General features: G+C 72.1%; 7 protein-coding genes. 3 read left to right on the top strand and 4 right to left on the bottom strand.

The genetic code is table 11. The features are described from left to right. Positions 1 to 28: 28 nt before the first annotated feature. Both FHX73_RS30950 and FHX73_RS30945 read right to left on the bottom strand, forming a co-directional pair. Positions 29 to 2,656 (bottom strand): lantibiotic dehydratase, encoded by a 2,628-nt coding sequence (locus tag FHX73_RS30950; RefSeq protein WP_145909255.1) that lies wholly within the window; start codon positions 2,654 to 2,656, stop codon positions 29 to 31. 134 nt (positions 2,657 to 2,790) lie between these two features. Beyond that, on the bottom strand, positions 2,791 to 2,958 hold the full coding sequence (locus FHX73_RS30945; RefSeq protein ID WP_145909254.1) for a thiomuracin/GE37468 family thiazolyl RiPP peptide: 168 nt from the start codon (positions 2,956 to 2,958) through the stop codon (positions 2,791 to 2,793). 615 nt (positions 2,959 to 3,573) lie between these two features. On the opposite strand from FHX73_RS30945, the gene FHX73_RS30940 reads away from it, so the two are divergent. Further along, positions 3,574 to 5,760, top strand: a complete 2,187-nt coding sequence (locus tag FHX73_RS30940; protein ID WP_145909253.1) for an MMPL family transporter — start codon at positions 3,574 to 3,576, stop codon at positions 5,758 to 5,760. Between the two features lie 21 nt (positions 5,761 to 5,781). On the opposite strand, the gene FHX73_RS30935 is transcribed toward FHX73_RS30940, so the two are convergent. Further along, a complete protein-coding gene (locus tag FHX73_RS30935) occupies positions 5,782 to 6,369 on the bottom strand; it encodes a TetR/AcrR family transcriptional regulator (protein ID WP_145909252.1) in 588 nt (195 codons plus the stop codon). Between the two features lie 90 nt (positions 6,370 to 6,459). Here FHX73_RS30935 and FHX73_RS30930 point away from each other — a divergent pair, with 90 nt between their 5' ends. After that, on the top strand, positions 6,460 to 6,906 hold the full coding sequence (locus FHX73_RS30930; protein ID WP_145909251.1) for an anthrone oxygenase family protein: 447 nt from the start codon (positions 6,460 to 6,462) through the stop codon (positions 6,904 to 6,906). A gap of 84 nt (positions 6,907 to 6,990) precedes the next feature. Here the strand turns inward: FHX73_RS30930 and FHX73_RS30925 are convergent, their stop codons facing one another. Beyond that, entirely contained in the window at positions 6,991 to 12,870 is a 5,880-nt protein-coding gene (locus tag FHX73_RS30925; protein WP_145909250.1) for a LamG-like jellyroll fold domain-containing protein, read from the bottom strand. A 353-nt stretch (positions 12,871 to 13,223) separates the two neighbouring features. On the opposite strand from FHX73_RS30925, the gene FHX73_RS30920 reads away from it, so the two are divergent. Then, entirely contained in the window at positions 13,224 to 19,550 is a 6,327-nt protein-coding gene (locus FHX73_RS30920; protein ID WP_145909249.1) for an RHS repeat-associated core domain-containing protein, read from the top strand. Positions 19,551 to 19,615 lie beyond the last annotated feature (65 nt).

The following is a 19,615-nucleotide window of genomic DNA, read 5'->3' as shown; positions in this document are numbered from 1 at the left end:
GGAGGCGTAAAACTACCGAACGGAGTACCTATTCGCCCGCTGCTCGGACGCGGGTCACTCCGGGCTCGTCGAGTTCCACGACGTACTCGGCGACGTGCTCACCCCGGACCTGGCCGGGCTCCGGCAGCATCTCGCTGAGCTGCACGATCGCCCCCGGCTCGGTGAGCCGGCGGTCCAACCCGAGCAGCAGCAGCGGGCTCGTGAAGTCCACGTAGTTCGGTTTGACGCCGTTGCCCGGGCCCCGCCCGCCCCGGCCCAGGTCGGCCGGTTCGAGAACGGTGACGAAACACCGCTCGGGCACGCCGTGTTCGGCCCGCCAGCCGGCCAGCCGCAGGATCCACGCCGCGTCGGTCGGGGCGTCCGCGCGCCGGGGCAGCCGGTCCGCGCGGGTCATCCACACGGCACGCCGCAGCACCACGCTGCCGACCATCAGCCGGGGCAGGTGGCGCACGTCGAGGTCCGCGCGCGGGTCGGCGGTCATCCGCAGTTCGGTGTGTGCGCCGAACCAGGTGGTGGACTCGCCGAACGCCTCGATCATGAAGCGGGCGGCGGGCGGCAGCAGCCGGTCGCCCAGCCCCGGGTGCACCGGGCGGATCAGCCGCCCGAGCCGCCTCGACACCAACGCCGGCAGCCCGTCCTCCCCGCGTCGCACGTACAGGTCGTTGACGGGCACCAGGGCCCCGCCCTCCCGCACGCTGCGCACACCGGGATAGTCGACGGCCAGCCGGACACCGGGCCTGCGGACGTTGACCGCGGAGCCGGCCACGGCCTCGAACTCGGCGAAGAGCACCTCGCCGCAGCCCTCGGCCGGCCCCGGCTCGGGCGGTGCGCCGGCGAGCAGGCCGAGCGCGTCCAGCACCTGCCGGACCCGGCTTCGGCCGCGGCCGAAGCCGCAGCTGACGGTGTTGACCACCAGCTCCGGGCCCCGTGCGGTCTCGGCGAGTTGGCAGTAGACCGCGACGGACGCCGGGGCGCGGACCCAGTCCGGCCACTCCTTCGCCAGCAGGCGCACCTCCTCGGCGCCGACCCGGACCACACCGTCCCCGTCCGGCGCCCGCTCGCCCAGCAGCCGCTTGCCGGCGGCGCGCAGGCGGTGCAGCTCGCGCACCGCCTCGACGGGGCTGTCCGCATCGGCGAAGCGGCTGTGCGCCGGGGCCGAGGCGGCGTGGGCGGACTGCTCGGCCAGCACGTCCCGGTAGAACACCAGCAGCGGCACCTCCGCGCCGGCCGGGTACCGGCGCTCCAGCAGCGAGCCGAGCACGAGCTTGAACGCCAGGTCCGGCCCGATCAGCCCGAGCAGCGTGCGCACCGCGTCGAGGTCGTCCAGCAGCGGCCGCCAGCCCGCCCGGTCCAGCACGGCAGCCGTGCCGGGGTGCACCGCGTTCTCGTAGAAGCTGCACCGGGCGAACTCCATGGCCAGCGCCGGGGTTTCGGCGTGGGCGTGGTCGCCCGCCGCGCGCAGGGCCGAGTCCAGGGCGCGGACCACGGCCTCGCGGACGGCGACCCGGTCGCCGGCGGCGGTGGTCGCGGGGTAGGCCGACAGCGCCTCATGGACCTCGTGCAGCGTGCGGTCCAGCCGTGCCAGGCCGGGCCGGTCGAGCCGGTGCAGCCAGCAGCGCAGATCGGTCACGGGGTCCGCGGACTGGTCGGCGAGCGGCGGGACCAGCTCCAGCAGGCCCAGCGCCACCAGGCGGTTCAGGAACGCCTCCACCTGGCGCCCGCCGGCCGCCCCGGCCGGGAGCGCGCCCCGCAGCTCGTCGAAGGTGCCGCCGTGGGCGGCCAGTTCGAGCACCCGGCCCAGGGCCGGCGTGAGGGCGAGGCCGTGCACCTGCTCGACCGGCCCCCGGCCGAGGAACACCAGCGTGCCGTCGGCGGCCGTCGCGCTGGGGTTGAGCCGCACCCGGCAGCCGCCGGCGACCTCCGGGCGTGCACTGACGGCCCGTGCGATCCGGTGCAGCGAGCCGACGCTGACCTCGGTTCCGGTCACCGCGCTGCCGGCCCGCACGGCCGACTCGACGATCTCCCCGGCCTCGCCCCAGGCGGCCAGGCCGCTGCTGGTGAACGTGGAGTACGGGCTGGTCTTGGCCGCGGACCGGGCCAGGTACTGCGCCAGCCGCAGCACGGTCTGGCGCTGCGGCGCGCGTCCGGTGCGCAGCCACTTGTCGAGGGCCTGGAACAGGTCGGAGTTGGCGTGCACGAGCCCGAACTGGAAGGCGGGCAGCCGGGCCGCGGCGCGCAGCGCCTCGCAGCTCTCGGCCCAGTCCCGTTCGAGCTGCTCGGGCAGCACCGCCAGCAGGCGGTCGCGTTCGGCGAGCCGCGCCGTCCAGGCCCGCACCGGGTCCGCGAGATCGCCGGGCAGCCCGGCCAGCCGGGCGGGATCGACCGGCCGCTCGCGGTGCACGGTCCGGCGCACCGCGACGAGCCCGGCCCTGCGCTCCCCGTCGCCCGCGGCGCCGATCGCCGCATACAGCAGGCCCGACAGTTCGCCGGTCGCGGCGGCGATCCCGGCGCGCAGCCGCACCAGCTCAGCGGCCGTGCGCGAGCTCCGCACACCGCGCAGCCCGTCCAGCACGGCGACCGGACTGCCGGCGAGGCGGATCACGGCGGCCGGGCCGAGCCCGTGGCGCGCCGTGCCGGACCGGGCCTGCGGGCTCATCGGGCCACTGCCTTCCACCGCCACTGCTGGACGCCTTCGTTGATGACTGGTCAGAGGGGGGACCGAGAGCCACCCGGTCCCCTTCACAAACGCGCACCGGCTAGAGCTCGTGTGCCAGGAACATCAGCACCGGATCAGGTGCAGGAACAGCACGGGGTGCAGCAGCAGCAGCTGCTCGCACCGGCGGACGCCGACAGCTCGGTGAGGCCGTAGCCGGCGGTCACCGAGGAAGGCACCACCGCGCCCAGGTCCACGAGCTCGAAGGCGCTGTCGTCCAGCACCAGGTCGTCGAATCCCTCCATTTTTTGTACACCTCCTTTCCTGTGAGTCGCAGTGATTTCACCTCGGGCAGCACCTGGTCGCAGAAGAGCTCCAAGGCTGCCGAGCTCAAGGGGGAGCGGTGCGTCGAAATCGACGATCGCACCGCCTTCGGTGAAGAGTTGTCGGGTTCGAGGCCACCCGGTTCGGCCTGCACCGACAATTTCAGTGTTTCGCTGAAATAGGTCTTTCGGTGCCGCCGTGGTGTTTCGCGGCAGACGCTACATCGGACCACACTGCCCGTCAATCCACGTATCCGCAGGAGGCCGCCGAGAATTCGTTCAGATATCACGACGGATATCTGCGATGCGGAATGTTCCTCATTGACGGCCGCATTCGGCACTGCGACCGTGGACTTTCATTCCGTACGGACGGGCGGCAGCGCCGACGGCACGTCAGGCGGCACGTACGCCAGGGCGGTACGTGCGTCAGCCGGGTGCCGTCCGCGTGCTCCTGACGTGCCGTCGGGTCCCGGCCGCCACGGATGGACCTGCCGGAGGGCGCCCCCGGCCGGGCCGGCGGCAGACTGCGAGGGACAGCGTGGCCGTCCGGGGCAGGTGTCCGCGGCGGGTCGACCGGTTTCCCGCGGAGGCGTCAGCGTGTCCACTTACCTGTTCCGGCTCGGGCGCTGGGCGTTCCGGCACCGGCGCGCCGTGCTCGGCGCCTGGCTGGCCGTGGCGGTGCTCGCGGTGGCGCTGGCGACCGCCAGCGGCGGGAAGACGAACGACACCTTCACCATCCCGGGCACCGAGTCGCAGCGGACGACGGACCTGCTCAAGCGGACGCTGCCGGCGCTGGCAGGCGGTCAGACCCAGGTGGTGTTCGCGGTGCCCGCCGCGATGCGCGTCACCGAGCCCGGGCCGAGGGCCGGGATCGACGCCTCGCTGGCCCGGATCAGGACGGTGCCGCAGGTGGCGACCGTCTCCGACCCCTACGCCGCCAACGGCGTCTCGCCCGACGGGCAGGTGGCGCTGGTCACCGTGCAGTGGACGGGGCAGCCGGGGGAGGTGAAGGACTCCTCGCTGGACGCGCTGAAGCAGGCGGTCACGCCCGCCCGGTCCGCGGGCGTGCAGGTGGAGTACTCCGGCAGCGTCTACCCGGGCTGGCGGGTGGTGCCCTCGGAGCTGCCCGAGCTGATCGGCCTGGTGGTCGCCTTCGTCATCCTGATGATCACCTTCGGCGCGCTGGTCGCCGCCGGGATGCCGATCCTGACGGCGGTCCTCGGCGTGGTCGTCTCCCTGATGGGCATCACGGCGCTGGCCTCGGTGATCAACATCGCCTCCGCCTCGACCACGGTCGCGATCATGCTGGGACTCTCCTGCGGCATCGACTACGGCCTGTTCATCCTCTTCCGGCACCGCAACCAGGTGCTCCAGGGCATGGCGCTGGACCAGTCGGTCGGGCTCGCCGTGGGCACCGCCGGCGGCTCGGTGGTGTTCGCCGCGCTCACCGTGATCATCGCGCTGAGCGGCATGTCCGTGGTCGGCATCCCGTTCCTGACGGTGATGGGGCTCTCGGCGGCCGCCGCCGTGGCCGTCGCCCTGCTGATCGCGCTGACCCTGCTGCCCGCGCTGTTGGGCTTCGCGGGCGAGAAGATCACCGCCTTCGTCAGCACCGGGCTGCGCCCGGGCCACCACGAGCGAGTGGCCAAGACCTCGGCCGCGGAGTCGCCCACCACCGGCGGCGCGCGCTGGGCGCGGTTCGTCGTGCGGCACCGGGTGCCGGCCGCCGCGACCGGCGTGGCGCTGCTGCTGGTGCTGGCGATCCCGGCGCTCTCCATCCAACTCGGCCTCCCGAGCGGTGCGTCCAAGCCGACCTCCGACACCCAGCGCCGGGCCTACGACCTGATCAGCACTCACTTCGGCCCGGGCTACAACGGTCCACTCCTGCTGGTGACCGAGGGCCCCGCCACCCCGGCTGCCGTGCAGCGGCTGACCGGCGCGCTCGCCACCCAGCCCGACGTGGCGGCGGCCTCCTCGCTGGCCTCCAACAACCAGGTCGCCATCGTGCGGCTGGTGCCGAAGAGCGGGCCGAACGACACCGCGACCGCCGACCTGGTGCACGGCCTGCGCGACCACCGGGCCGCCCTGGAGGCCGTGGTCGGCGCGCCGGTCCTGATCGGCGGCACCACGGCTTCCAACATCGACGTCTCGCAGAAGCTCGCCGACGCGCTCCCGGTGTTCCTCGCGGTCGTGGTCGGGCTGGCCTTCGTCCTGCTGACCCTGGCCTTCCGGACGATCCTGGTGCCGATCAAGTCGATCATCGGATTCCTGCTGTCGGTCGCGGCGGCCTTCGGCGCGCAGGTGGCGATGTTCCAGTGGGGCTGGGGGCGGCACCTCTTCAACATCGTGCCGACCGAGACGATCAGCTTCCTGCCCCTGATCATGCTGGCGATCATCTTCGGCCTCTCCAGCGACTACGAGGTCTTCGTCGTCTCCCGGATCAAGGAGGACTTCACCGCGACCGACGACGCGCGCGGCGCCGTGCAGCGCGGCACCGCGCGCGCCGCGCGGGTGGTCACCGCGGCCGCGCTGATCATGTTCTCGATCTTCGTGGCCTTCATGTTCACCAGCGACCCGACGATCAAGGCGATCGGCTTCAGCTTCGCCGCCGGCGTCTTCCTCGACGCCTTCGTGGTCCGCCTCACCGTGGTCCCGGCGGTGATGGCGATCGTCGGCGCCCGGATCTGGTACCACCCGCGCTGGTTCGCCCGCTACGTGCCCGACCCGGACCTGGAGGGCACCCGCCTGGAGGAGCAGCTGCGCGCCGCGGACGAGTCCGCGTGACCCGGTGCGGGTGACGGTGCGTCAGGCCGCGGTGAGCCGGTCCACCAGGAGCTCAACGCTGCGTTCGGCCTCCGGCGGCGGGAGCCGTCCCGTCCTGGTCAGGGTGGCCAGCCCGTGCAGGGCCGCCCAGAACACCTCGGTGAACAGGCCCGGGTGAACGCCCTCGCCGGCGACCTCGGCGAGGGTGTCCAGCAGGGTGGCGAAGGCGTCCTTCAGCGGCGCCGGGGTGTCCTCGTGCGCGAAGGCGAGGCCGCCGTCGAGCTGGAACAGGGCGTCGTAGACCGCCGGGTTGCGGGCGGCGAAGCCGAGGTAGGCGCGGGCGAGGGCGGCGACCCGGGTGCGGGGGCTGTCGGTGGCTGAGGTCGCGGCCCGGACCGCTGCGGCCAGTTCGGCGGCACCCGCCAGGGCGACGGCGCCGATGATCTCGCGCTTGCCGCGGAAGTGGCTGTAGAGGACGGGCTGGCTGTAGGCGATCCGCGCGGCGAGCCGGCGGGTGGTGACCGCGTCCCAGCCCTGCTGTTCGGCGAGTTCGCGGGCGATCGCCACGATGAGGCGTTCGCGGTCCGCCCGTTCGCGCTCATGGCGTTCCTTGCGTTCCGGTATCGGCATGCCCTGATTCTAGCGCCGCTAGACAATCGAGCGCCGGTAGTACTAGCGTTGCATCAACAGCTAGCAGTGCTAGATCCAAGGGGGATCACCATGCTCCACGCACTTGAGGTCGTCACCGTCGTGGTCGTCGGACTGATGGTGGGGGTGGAGTTCTCCGTCGCCTTCGTCATCAACCCGATCTTCAACGCCCTCCCCGAGGACAGCGGCCAACTCGGCCGCGCCCACGGAGGCAGGATGCTCGGCGCCGTGATGCCGTTCTGGTACATCGGCTCGCTCGTCCTGAGCGCGATCTGGGCCGTCGCCGGATGGCACCACCACGGCACCGGCCTCGTCGTCACCGCCGGCGCGCTGCTGATCGTCAGCGTGATCATGTCGGTCCTGCTGCTCGTCCCGATCAACAACCGGGGCAAGACGTGGACCCCGGAGAACCGGCCCGCGGACTGGAAAGAACAGATGAACCGCTGGGACCGCTTCCACTACGCCCGCGTGGCCGTCATCATCGCCGCCTTCACCCTGCTGACCGCGGCCCTCGGCTGACCCCGCGTGCTGATGGCGAGTCAGCCGAAGGGGGTGGTACGGGCAAGCTGCCCGTCCCACCCCCTCGTCGGCTTCAGCCCCGGATCACCAGGTGTTGATCAGACTGGCGTTCGCGTCGAACTTCGCCGTGATCGCGCTGTTGATCGCCGCCCGGCTCGCGCCCGGGCCGGCCGCGGTGACGGCCGCGTCGAGGTCGACGTAGCCGGTGTTGCCGATCAGGCCGGTGTAGTCGCAGGCGCCGCCCTTGATGCAGGTGTTGAGCTTGGTGCGCTGCGCCTCCTGGGTCGGGGTCAGGCTGGCCTGGTCGGGCACGGTGGCAAGGTAGACGTGCACCGGGGCGGTGCCGTCGGGGCCGGAGTAGTTCTCGATCCCGTACGGCGTCAGGGTCGAGACGAGCTTCTGCAGGTTCTGCTCGACCGTGGCCGCGCAGGCGCTGCTCGCCGTCGCGCACTCCCCGGAGGTGAGGTCGTTGATCCCCAGGGTGACGACGACCGCCCGCAGGTTCGGCTCGTCCAGCACCGTGGCGTTCGGCGCCGCGCCGAACCGCGCCACCGCCGAGGCGGTGGTGGCACCGGCGCTGGACAGGTTCACGAAACCGCCCGGGTTCGGGCTGGGCAGCGACACCGCGTTCGGGTCCTTGCCCAGGGCGTCGACCCAGGTGGCCGGGCTGCCCGCGCCGCTGACCTGGTCGCCCAGGACCGCGATGGTGCCGGGCTGGCTGCCCGCCGTCTGTGCGACGTTCGGGTCGTTGACGTCGGTGACGTCGACGCCGGAGAGCCAGTAGCGGCCGGTCAGCGACGGGTCCGTGGACCAGGTACCGGCGGTGCCGGTGTCGGCGCTCTGGTTCCCGGAGGCGACGTAGACCGGGTAGGCCGGGTCGGTGAGCTGGGCGGCCGCGGGCGGGGTGCCGGTGCCGGCGGCCAGGGTCAGGCTGACCGCGAGGTTGCCGGTGCCGGTGCTGGTGTCGGGCAGCCGCACCGCGTCCGAGACCGCCTCGGCGCCGGGGTCGATCGTCACCGAGGCCTTGCCGTCGAAGGTCAGCGCGGTGGCCGCGCCCGTCGCCGCGCCCCCGACCGTCCCGGCGGTGCCGGTCTGTGCGGCGATGCTCGCGGCGTCGATGGTGACTGGCGTGGTGCTGAACCGGTTGGTCAGCCGGATCCGGGTCTGCACCGGGACGGGGGCCTCGGTGCCGGGGGTGCCGTTGACCAGGGTCTGGACCTGGCCGAAGCCGAGGTCGCTGGGGTGCACGATCTGGCGGATCGTCATCCCCGCCAGCGGCTTGGTGGTGCTCGGCGCGGCGGCGGTGGGCTCGGCGGCCCACGCCCCGGTCCAGTTGCGGCCGAAGTCCTGCAGCTGCCACCACCCGGTCGCGGGGCCGGTCGAGCCGGTCAGGTCGTTGGTGACCGGACCGCTGTACAGGGCGCCGACGTCGGCGGGCGAGAGCACGCGCTGGTAGGCCTGCACGTCGGTGACCTCGCCGTTGACGAAGTTGGTGGGCGTTCCGTTCCAGTAGCCGCGACCGATCACCAGCGGGCCGTTCGCGGCGAACGGGGTGGTGTCGGTCGCCGTGGAGTTCTGCGCCACTCCGTCGACGTAGAGCCGCATCGTGCCGCTGGTCGCGTCCCAGGTGCCCACCAGGTGGTGCCAGCCCGTGGTGGCCGCGGCGTTCGACACCGCCTGCACGTGGCTCGAATTCATCGTGTCGGCGTTCGGTCGGCCGAACTGCCAGTGGCCGCTGCTGCCGACGTAGTCCAGGGAGAAGCCACTGGCGGTGGAGCCCTGCTGGACGGCGAACGTCTGGTTCGCGCTGCCGAGTTGCTGGAGGTTCGCCCAGGCCGAGACGCTGAACGACTTGGTGGTGTCGAGCACCGGACCCGAGGTGGCCGCGGAGCCGCCGGCTCCGTCGAACACCGCCGCGCCCTGCTTGCCCTTGGCGTAGCCGTCGAAGCCGACGTTGCCGCTCATGGTCAGCGGGTGGTTGCCGGCGGACGCGTCCGCGCTCTTGGTGAGGTTGGCCGCCGCGGCCGGCCGCACGCCGATGGCGAGCACGTGCAGGGCCGCGGAGGCGGCCCCCGGGGTGAACCCGCTGCCGACGTACGGCAGGGTGATCGAGGCGAGGTTGTTCATCGGGTGGACCGGCAGGACCACCAGGTAGAGCTTCGGCGAGTTGCAGGTGCCGCTGGTGTCCTTGCCGTGCGGGTCGTTGCGGTAGGCCAGGGTGTACGCGGCCGAGGCCGCCGGGCCGCTGCACCAGTCGCCCACCGACGGGAACTTCGGCACGTCCGGGGCCTCGGCGGCCTGGCCGCCCGCGTAGTTGACGGTCGCCGTGGTCTGCGCCGTGCCGCCGTTGGTGCCGGCCACCAGCAGCCCGATCGCGTTGGCCCGGATCTGCTGGGACGGGTCGAGGGTGATGGTCTGGCCGGTCGCGACCGTGTTGTCGTTCCCGGCGCCGTTCGCCGTCGGCATCGTGAAGTTGATGCCGTCGAGGGTGAACGCCGTGCCCGGCGCGAGGTTCGCGGCGGCCAGGGTCTGCTTGGACAGCGAGTCGCCGGCGCCGACGCCGCCCACGTCCCCGGGGGCCGCCGGGCCGAAGTCGAGGTCGCCGGTGGCCGGGGCGGCGTCGTCGGTGATGCCGTGGTTGTTCAGCGAGGCCGAGAACGAGGCCGCGGTGGCGTTCGCGTACTGCGCGGCGGAGAAGTAGTCCAGGCCGAGCCCGTAGGCGCCGGCCGCGCCCGAGGTCCCGACGATCGTGATGGTCAGGGTGTGCCGGCCGCCGGTCAGGTGCAGACCGCCGAGCGACACGTCGTTGATCCCGCAGCAGCCCGCCGCCCGGTAGGCGTCGTAGCGGCCGTAGGGCTTGCCGTTCTGGTCGACGGCCTGGGCGAGCCCGACGACGGTCGGGTCCAGCGGCGTGCCGTCGACCGCGAACTCGTACTGGCCGTAGTCGGGGGCGCTGGTCAACCGGGCGCTCAGCGCGTAGTCGGCCTCGCCGGCGACCGTGAACGGCACCGTCACGTACGAGCCCCCGCCCGGCCCGGCGCCGTACCACCACAGCTGCTGCCCGCCGGAGAAGCAGCCCTTGCCGCCCGCGTCACAGATCTGGTTCTGCGCCGACAGGGAGGAGCCGGAGCGGGTCCCGGTCGCCGTCACGCCGCCCGCGGTGAGGGCGTCCGCGCCCCCGTAGCGGTACGGGTTCAGGTCGAAGCCCCAGGTCTGGTGGTCGGTGTTGTTGCAGTCCCAGATCTGGAACTGCTGGCCGTCGGTCTTCGAGCCGAGGGAGTCGTCCAGGCAGCGGCCGCTGTTGGGGTTGCGCAGGATCCAGTTGCCGGTGCTGTCCTGGGCGACCTGCCACTGCTGGTTGGCCCAGCCGTTGCAGGTGTAGAGCTGGACCTTGGTGCCGTTCGCGGTGGCGCTCGGTCCGCCGATCACGTCCAGGCACAGGCCGTTGTGGGTGACCGTGCCGTTGGAGTTGAGCGACCACTCCTGGGCGAGGGCGTTGTTGCAGTCCCAGATCTGGGCGATGTCGCCGGCGGCTCCCTTGTTGTTCGGGTCGTCCAGGCACTTGCCGAGGGCGGCGTTGCTCAGCGAACTGGTCACCGGTAGGTGCGCGGTGGCCGAGGCTCCGCTCTGCGAGAGGAGGAACTGGTAGGCGGTGACCCCGGTCGGGTTGCCGACCACGTCGTAGCCGCGCACGTAGAGCGTGTGGTGGCCGAAGGCCAGCGCGCCGCCCGGGGGCGTGGGCAGGATCGCGCCGCCGGTGCCGGAGCCGCCGGTGGCGCCCACCGCGCCGCTGGTGCTGCCCGCCACCCCGTTGCCGCAGGTCGGCGGGGCGGGGAAGGCGTTGTTGTCGTAGGAGTACTGGAAACCGGCCACGTTGGCGTTGCCGCCGTTGCCGATCTCGAACCGCCCGAGGCCCTGCGGCGCGCCCCACAGCGCGTTGCCCGCGGCGTCCTGCGGGAAGTCGTAGGAGAAGACGGTCGGATGGACCCCGGACAGGTCCTCGTGCACGGTGTGGAAGTTGAAGAAGGGTGACCAGCCGGAGGAGAGCGGCCCGTTGTCGTCCCGCACCTGGAACTGGTCGTTGCCGACGCCCATGTCGGACGTCATGTTCTCCTGCCAGCCGCCCTCCTGGCCGCTGGCCCGGGTCACCGGCGAGGTGTTCCAGGAGTCACGCGAGGACCCGCCGGCCGGCCACATCTCGAACCAGTAGTTCACGTTCTGCGGCTGCGGGTTGTTGTCGGTGGCGGTCGCGTACATCGTCGGCTGCGCGTCGGGCGTGTAGATGGTGCCGGCGCAGTCGATCTGGTCCGAGACGCGCAGGCCGCCCGGGGTGTTCGGCGGGTAGTCGTACGTGACGCTCAGCGCGGGCGAGGAGTTGTCGAACCGCTTCCACTGCATCGGGTCGCTCTCGTTGTCGGCGACCAGGCCGAAGGTGGTGTTCGGCCACCAGTCGTTCGCCGCCTGCTGCATGAACGAGGTCAGGCCGGGGGAGTTGAAGTTCAGCGAGGCCGAAGGACAGTCGTGGCCCGCCCCGGACGAGACCGAGGCGAGGTTGTTGATCGCCTCTCCCGGCCACGAGGTGTTGCCGGAGCCGATCGGGCCGGCGCTCCACAGGTCGACCGGCTCCGCGACGCAGTTGAACGGCGCGTTCCAGGTCTGGGTGATGTAGAAGTTCGCGCCGAGGACGGTGGCGTGCGTCCCGTTGCCCTTGGCCAGGTAGTTGGTGTCCATCTCGAAGTAGGACCGCATGGTCGGGTTCGGGCTGGGGCAGGTGGGGTCGTCGCAGTAGCCGACCCGGACGTCGAGGGTGCTGTCGTCCCACCAGAAGTGGCCCTGGTTGTCGACCTCGTCCCAGTTGAGCTGCCCCAACTGGGCACCCGGGTCCAGGTAGAGCGGGAAGACGACGCCCTTGCCGGTCAGCGCGGCGGCGGGAGCCGCGACCGTCAGCTCGGCATCGTCCGCACTCGCGCCGCCGACGGTCCCGGCGGCGGCCTTGGGCGCCGCGCTGGGGGCGACGGACACGCTCAGCGGGGTGACGACGCCCGACCCCGGGTCGTCGGCCGTCGGCGCGGGGCCGGCGCGGCTGTCCGCGCGCGAGTCCCACATGATCGACTGCGGTGCGGACATGACCGGGTGTCCCGAGGCGTCCGTGGCCGACAGCGTGCCGTCCGGGCCCGCCTTGAGCGTGAGGCCCGTGCCGTGCACGTGCATCGTCAGCGAGGCCAGCGCCGGGTTGGCGGCCGCCTGGGCGTCGTGCACGATCAGGACTTCGGTGTACGCGTCACCGCTGGCCGCCAGCCGCAGGTCCACACCGGGCAGCACGTCGGCGTAGACCGCCGCGTTCCCCGAGACCCTCGGCGCCGGCAGCGCGGTGGGCCAGCTGAGCGCGAGCGCGTGCTTGCCGGTGGGATCGGCGACCGTGATCGCCGGGCCGGTGCCGCCGGGGGAGAACGACATCGCCAGCAGCGAGGCCTTCGGCGAGTACGAGCCGTCGGCGTTGCGGGTCAGCGTGCTGTCGATGGGTGTCCAGGTGCCGTTCTTCCTCACCCGAACGGGCCGCAGGTTGGAGGTCGCGGTGAACGTGCCGCTCGGATTCGCCATCACCTGAACGGTCTCGGTGGTCAGCGGCGCGACCTCGACCGGCTTGCCGGTGGCCTTCGCCTTCGCGGAGGCGGTCGCCTCGGCGGTGGCGCTCGCCGAGGCCGGCTGCGACGAACTCTGCTGCGCCGGAGCCTGCTTCGCGGGAGCGCTCGTCGTGGTCGTGGTCGTGGTGGCGGCTGTCGGTGACGGTGCCGGTGACGGTGTCGCTGACGGCGAGGCGTGCGGCGCCGTGGCCGCCGCCGAGGCCACCGGGACCTGCACGGCCAGCGCCGCGATCACCGACGTCGCCGCCACGACTGCTTTGAGCAGCCACGTGCGCGGTGACGGGCGCCGGAGCGGGCCGGCACTCCTGGTCTGTCTCATGGCAACAACTCCCGAAGCTGGTGGAACAGAACACTTCGGGGCATGCGCCCGCGGTCGGACACCCCCACGCGAATCGACGCCGCCCCCGCCGGCCCCTCGGCCCGGCGGGCGGACGCTATACCCGGCTTCGCGGGCCCCTCAAGAGAACACCCGGCGGCCGTGAACACCACTGGCCACCAGGGAACTTGTGAACAGCGGCCGTTCCTACCCCAACCATCGCGGCCGTCGTTACGCTGACCGCCGCCTGTCGGCCTGTCACGGCCCGGGCACACTCCGCCATCAGCAACCGGGGGGCAGCCTTGCGCACCCAGAAACAGAGATCCGCGTCGTCCACGGTCAGACGGGGGCTCGGCGTGACCGTCGCGCTCGCGACCGTGGCGGCGCTCGCCATGGGATCGGCGCCGCCGTCGGCGGCCGCCGCCACCGCCGCGAAACCGCACGCGCCCGCGGTTCCGCAGATCAAGCGCGCCGCAACGCGTCCGCTCGTACCGACGGCCCCGGCCGCGCCGAAGAAGATGCCGGTGGGCGCGCGGAAGGGGTCCTCGTGGCCGGCCGCGGCCTCCGCCGACGTCAGCCTCGCGGGCGCCGGCACCGGGCAGCAGGCCCACGCGGCCGGCACCCCGGTCGCGGCACTCCCGGTCACCCTGCACGGCGCCGCCACCGGCCGTGCCGCGGCCCCGAACGCGTCAACGGCCCCGGCTGGCGTCCACGTTCAGGTGCTGGACCAGAAGGCCGCCGCGGCCGCCGGTGTCACCGGAGTCCTGTTCACCCTGACCCCGCAGCCCGGCGCGGGCGGCGCGCGGACGACCGCGAGCGTGGACTACTCCTCGTTCGCCGACGCCGCGGGTGCCGGATTCGGCACCCGGCTGCGCCTGGTGGAGCTGCCGGCCTGTGCGCTGACGACACCTCAGCTGACGGCCTGTCAGATGCAGACGCCGGTCGCGGGTTCGCGCAACGACGCGAAGGCACAGACCGTCAGCGCCGACCTCACGCTCCCGGCCGCCGGAACCGGCGACCACGCCGCGAGCCCGGCGACCGGGGCCGCGGCCTCGGCGATGGTGCTGGCCGCCACCGCCGGATCCTCGGGCACCAACGGCGACTTCACCGCCACCTCGCTCAAGCCGTCCGGCAGTTGGTCGGCCGGCGGGGCGTCCGGCGCGTTCACCTGGTCGTACCCGATCGCGGTGCCGCCGGTGGCGGCGGGCGGCGCCCCGTCCGTCGCGCTGTCCTACGACTCGGCGCTGGTCGACGGTGCCACCGCGACGACCAACAACCAGCCGTCCTGGGTCGGCGAGGGCTGGGACTACGCGCCCGGCTACATCGAGCGGACCTACGAGACCTGCTCGACCTTCACCGACCTGCCCGCCGCTTCGCAGACCGGGGACAACTGCTGGGCCGGGCAGATCCTCACCATGTCGCTGAACGGCCAGTCGAACGCCCTGGTGTGGGACCAGAGCACCGGCCAGCTCAAGCTGCAGTCCGACGACGGCTCGCGGGTGGAACGGCTGACCGACACCAGCAACGGCGCGCTGGGCAACGAGTACTTCAAGGTCACCACCCCGGACGGCACCCAGTACTTCTTCGGCCGCGAGCACGGCGAGGGCTGGACCGACCAGGCCACGACCAACTCGGTCTTCACCGAGCCGGTCTACGGCGCGCACCCCGGCGACCCGTGCTACTCCTCGGCGGGCTTCGCCTCCTCGGAGTGCACCCAGGCCTGGCGGTGGAACCTGGACGAGGTCGAGGACGTGCACGGCAACGTCCAGATGTACTACTACTCGCCGGAGACCGGTTACTACGGCCAGAACGGCTCGACCACCGGCACGGCCTACACCCGCGGCGGCTACCTGAGCCGGATCGACTACGGCCTGCGCGACGAGAACGGCACGGTCTACGGCGCCACCGCCCCCGACCAGATCACCTTCTCCACCAGCCAGCGGTGCACCCCGGGCACACCGGCCGGAAACACCTGCGCGGACTCGCAGTTCACCTCCGCGAACGCCACGTACTGGCCGGACGTGCCGATGGACCAGGACTGCGCGTCGGGCGCCACCTGCAACGTGCACTCGCCGACGTTCTGGCTGCGCCAGATGCTGACGAACATCACCACGCAGTACTGGAACGGCTCGAAGTACGTGAGGGTCGACTCCTACGACCTCGGGCACCAGTTCCCGACCGACGGCGACCCGGCGCTCTGGCTGTCGTCGGTCACCCGCACCGGCTTCGCGGCCGACGGCTCGTCGATCGCGCTGCCGGCGACCACCTTCGCCGGGCAGCTGCTGGCCAACCGGGTGCCGGGCTACCAGAGCCTGCCGCCGATGCTGCACTGGCGCCTGACCACCGTCACCTCGAACACCGGGGACGTCACCTCGGTCACCTACACGACCTCGTGCGCCTCGGGCACCATCCCGTCGGACCCGTCGACGAACACCACGCAGTGCATGCCGGTGTACTGGACGCCGCCGGGATACTCCGCTCCCGTCCTCGACTGGTTCGACACCTACGTCGTCAGCCAGGTGACCGAGGGCGGATCGAAGCAGTTGACGCCGCCCAAGGTCACCTCGTACTCCTACGTCGGCGGCGCGGCCTGGCACTTCGACGACAACGAGGTGGTCAAGCCGGCCAACCGGACCTACGGCCAGTTCCGCGGCTACGGCGAGGTGGACGTCAAGACCGGTGACCCGACCAACGGCGAGAAGCCGACCCGGGCCGCCACCTTCTACTACCGCGGCATGAACGGTGACGTGCTGCCGGGCGGGGCCACCCGCACCGCCACGGTGACCGACACGCTCGGCGAGACCACCACCGACGACTACCGGCTCATCGACCAGCCCTACGAGACGCAGGTGTTCGACGGGGACGGCGGGGCGGAGCTCTCCGCCACGCTGACCGACTACACCGTGGTGGCCACCACCGCGACCCGGCCCCGCACCGGACTGCCCGCACTGACCGCTGACCTGGTCCGCCCCGCCAAGTCGCGCGCGCTCACCGACCTGGCCGCCGGCGGCGTCCGGACCACCAGCACCGCCGACGCCTACGACGGCACCGGCCGGCTGGTCTCCACCGACGCGACCGGCGACGGCGTGCCGGAGCTGTGCACCACGAACACCTACGCGGACAACGCCGCGCTCGGGATCCACACCCGGGTCGCGGAGGCCATCGAGTCCCAGCAGGCCTGCCCGCCGGCCGGGACGGCGCAGAGCAACGTCCTCGCGGACACCCGCAACTACTACGACGGGAGCTCGACGCTCGGCCAGCTGCCCGGACCCGGGGAGGTGACCCGCACGGACGTGCTGAACGACACCAACGGGGCAGCGCCGGCGTTCTTCACCAAGTCGACGACCGCCTACGACGCCTCCGGGCGCCTCCTCTCGACGAAGGACGCGCTGGGCCGGACGGCGAGCACCGCCTACACGCCCGCCGACGGCGGCCCCCTCACCAAGGTCGTGTCCACCAACCCGCTGAACCAGACCTCGACGACGATCCAGAACCCGGACCGCGGCACCGTCGTGTCGAGCACCGACATCGCGGGCCACGTCACCAGCGCCACCTACGACGCCCTCGGCCGGCTGACCCAGCTGTGGAAGCCCGGACGCGCGCAGGGCACCAACACGCCGAGCGCGACCTACTCGTACCTGCTGCAGAGCAACGGCCCCGAGGTCACCACGGCCAACACCCTGGTCGACTACGGCACCGGCACCGCCTACGTCACCGCCACGACGCTGACCGACGCGCTCGGACGCACCGTCCAGACCCAGACCGCCACCGAGGGCGGCGGCTCGCAGGTGTCCGACACCTTCTACGACGGACACGGCTGGACGGTGGCGACCAACGACCACTACCTGATCACGGCCGCCCCCTCGACGACCGTCCAGACGGTTGCCGTCAACGCGGTCGACGGACGCACCGTCAACTCCTTCGACGGCAGCGGGCGCGTCACCTCGGCGACCACCTTCCGGGACGGCCTGCCGACCGGGACGACCCGGACCGTGTACGGCGGCGACCGCACCACGACCGTCCCGCCGACCGGCGGCACCACGGCCACCACCATCACCGACGCCCGCGGCCGGACCACCGAACTCGACCAGTACACGGCGAACCCGACCGTGACCGGCGACGTCGTCTCCGGCGGCAGCATCCAGCCGACGACCTACCAGTACGACGCCCTCGGCCACCAGACGCAGCTCAAGTCCGCCGGATCGACCTGGTCCAACACCTACGACCTGCTCGGCAACAAGCTGTCCGCCACCGACCCCGACACCGGCGTCTCGACCACCCGCTACGACCTCGACAACGAGGCCGTGTCGGCCACCGACGCCCGCAAGCAGACGCTGGCCTACTCCTACGACGCCCTGGGCCGCAAGACGGCCGAGTACTCCGGGTCGACCTCCGGCACTGAACTCGCCTCCTGGGTCTGGGACACCCTGCAGCCGGGTCAGCCGACCTCCGAGACCGAGTACACGAGCGCGGGCGACTACACCTCCGGCGCCTCCGGCTACGACGGGATCGGCGACGCCACCGGCGAGTACCTGACCCTCCCGTTCCAGGAGACCGGGCTCAAGGGCACCTGGACGACCTCCTACGGGTACTCGTCCACCGGACTCCTGCTGACCACCACCCCGGCGCCGGTCGGCACCATGCCCGCCGAAACCGTCACCACCAGCTACGACCACCTCGGCCAGCCGGTCGCGGTCGTCGGCACCTCGATCACCGCCTCCCAGGTGCTCAACGGCTACGCGCTGCCCGGCCAGATCACCTACGGCGGATCCACCAACAACGCCTGGGAGTCCTTCACCTACGACGTTCAGACGCTGCGGCCCGACGACGTCAACCTGGACACCCAGACGGCGGCCGCGCAGGCCGACGACACCAAGTACACCTACGACCCGTCCGGGCAGATCACCCGGATCGACGACACCCAGGGCCCCAACGGCGTCGGCGCCGTCGACGACCAGTGCTTCGGCTACGACGCCCTGCAGCGCCTCACCCAGGCCTGGACCGCGACCGACGCCTGCGCCGCCGACCCGGCGAGCGCCGGCAACGCGACCGTCGGCGGCGGCCCGGCCCCCTACTGGACCAACTGGACCTTCAACCCCGACGGCGGCCGCGCCACCCAGACCCAGCACGCGCTGCCCGGATCGGGCGCTGGTGACGTCACCACCACCTACAGCTACACCCCGTCCGGCCAGAACGGCGGGCACAGCCTCTGCGCCACCTCGACCACCGGCCCGGCGCCGACCTCGCCGTGCACCTACGGCTACGACGCCGCCGGGAACACCACCAGCCGACCCGACGTCAGCGGATCGACGAACCAGACCCTGACCTGGGACGCGGGCGGACGGCTGGCGAAGGACAGCGCGGCCGCCGGTACGACGAGCTACGTCGACAACGCGGACGGGAACGAGATCGTCCGCCACGACCCGGGCTCGACCACGCTCTACCTGCCCGGCCAGGAGGTGACCCGCACCGCCAACGGCACCGTCTCCGCCACCCGCTACTACACCCTCGGCGGCACCCTGGTCGGCGAGTCCACGGGCCAGGCGGGCTCCACCGACTACGAGTTCGGCGACCAGCACGGCACCCAGCAGATCGCGGTCAACACCACCACCCTCGCCGTGACCCGCCGCGCCTTCGACCCCTACGGCAACGAGCGCGGCAAGACCGCCGGCGGCACCTGGCCGGACAACCACGGCTTCATCGGCAAGCCGGACTCCGCCGCAACCGGCCTGATGGACATCGGGGCACGCAAGTACGACCCGGTGACCGGACGCTTCGTCAGCGTCGACCCGGTCCTGGAGACCGGCGACCCGCAGGAATTGAACGGGTACGCCTACTCGGCCGCCGACCCGGTCAACGGGAGCGACCCCAGCGGCATGTCGATGCTGTGCGCGGCGAGCGGGGAGTGCGGCTCGCTCCAGGCGATCGAGCAGGAACAGCAGAACGAGCAGGCCGCGCAGCAGAACAACGAGCAGACGGTGGAGAACACCGTCATCACCAACGGGTGCGACGACAGCACCCGGTGCATGGAGGCGCAGGCCCGGGCGTTCAAGGATCCGTCGTACGCGGCTCAGGTGACGGAGCAGTACGACGTCGCCAACGTGGTTCTCCAGCAACGGGAGGCACAGGCGGAGGCCGACCGCGAGGCGGAGGCGGCACGGGCTGCGCAACAGGCCTCGTGCTCGGGCTGGTTCTGCTCCGCCGTGAACTTCGTGACACATGCGGCACCACTGCTCGACACGCTGGCGTTGGTGACGACGCCCTTCCCCGTTCTGGACGTCGTCATCATCGGGCTGGCGGTGACCGCCGATGTCGTCTCGGGCTCAGCGAGTATCGCGAACGCCACTCATGACTCCGGCTGGAACGAGGTGTTCGACATCGCGGGCGCGGTGGGAAGCTTCGCCGGCGTCGGCATTACGGGCGTTGGATTCAGGACCGCGAAGGCGGCGGAACAGGCCGGAGGAGAGTTCCTCAGTGACATGGCCAAAGCGGGTAAGACCGGGGCGTCGACCATACCGAAGCGTGCGCGGGATTCCTACGAGGCGTTCAAGGCCGCAGTCGCGAAGGACGACTCGACGATCAGGGCCGGTGTGCGAATGACCGGCGTCGGGGACTACGGGATGTACATCACACAGACCCTCTGCGGCAACTCCTGCGGAGGAACCAGCCCGTTCGGGTACTAGCCGAACGGATCGTGGGGCGCACGCTCAGTCAGCGTGCGCCCCGCACCAATCCACCTTCCTACCGC

The organism is Kitasatospora viridis (assembly GCF_007829815.1).
Classification (GTDB): Bacteria; Actinomycetota; Actinomycetes; order Streptomycetales; family Streptomycetaceae; genus Kitasatospora; species Kitasatospora viridis.
The sequence above is the reverse complement of the archived record's forward strand: the minus strand, read 5'-3'. Positions and strand labels throughout refer to the sequence as shown.

What these genes read in the sequence shown, in the direction of transcription:
- FHX73_RS30950 (WP_145909255.1), bottom strand. Translation starts at nt 2,656, where the DNA reads ATGAGCCCGCAGGCCCGGTCCGGCACGGCGCGCCACGGGCTCGGCCCG.
- FHX73_RS30945 (WP_145909254.1), bottom strand. Translation starts at nt 2,958, where the DNA reads ATGGAGGGATTCGACGACCTGGTGCTGGACGACAGCGCCTTCGAGCTC.
- FHX73_RS30935 (WP_145909252.1), bottom strand. Translation starts at nt 6,369, where the DNA reads ATGCCGATACCGGAACGCAAGGAACGCCATGAGCGCGAACGGGCGGAC.
- FHX73_RS30930 (WP_145909251.1), top strand. Translation starts at nt 6,460, where the DNA reads ATGCTCCACGCACTTGAGGTCGTCACCGTCGTGGTCGTCGGACTGATG.
- FHX73_RS30925 (WP_145909250.1), bottom strand. Translation starts at nt 12,870, where the DNA reads ATGAGACAGACCAGGAGTGCCGGCCCGCTCCGGCGCCCGTCACCGCGC.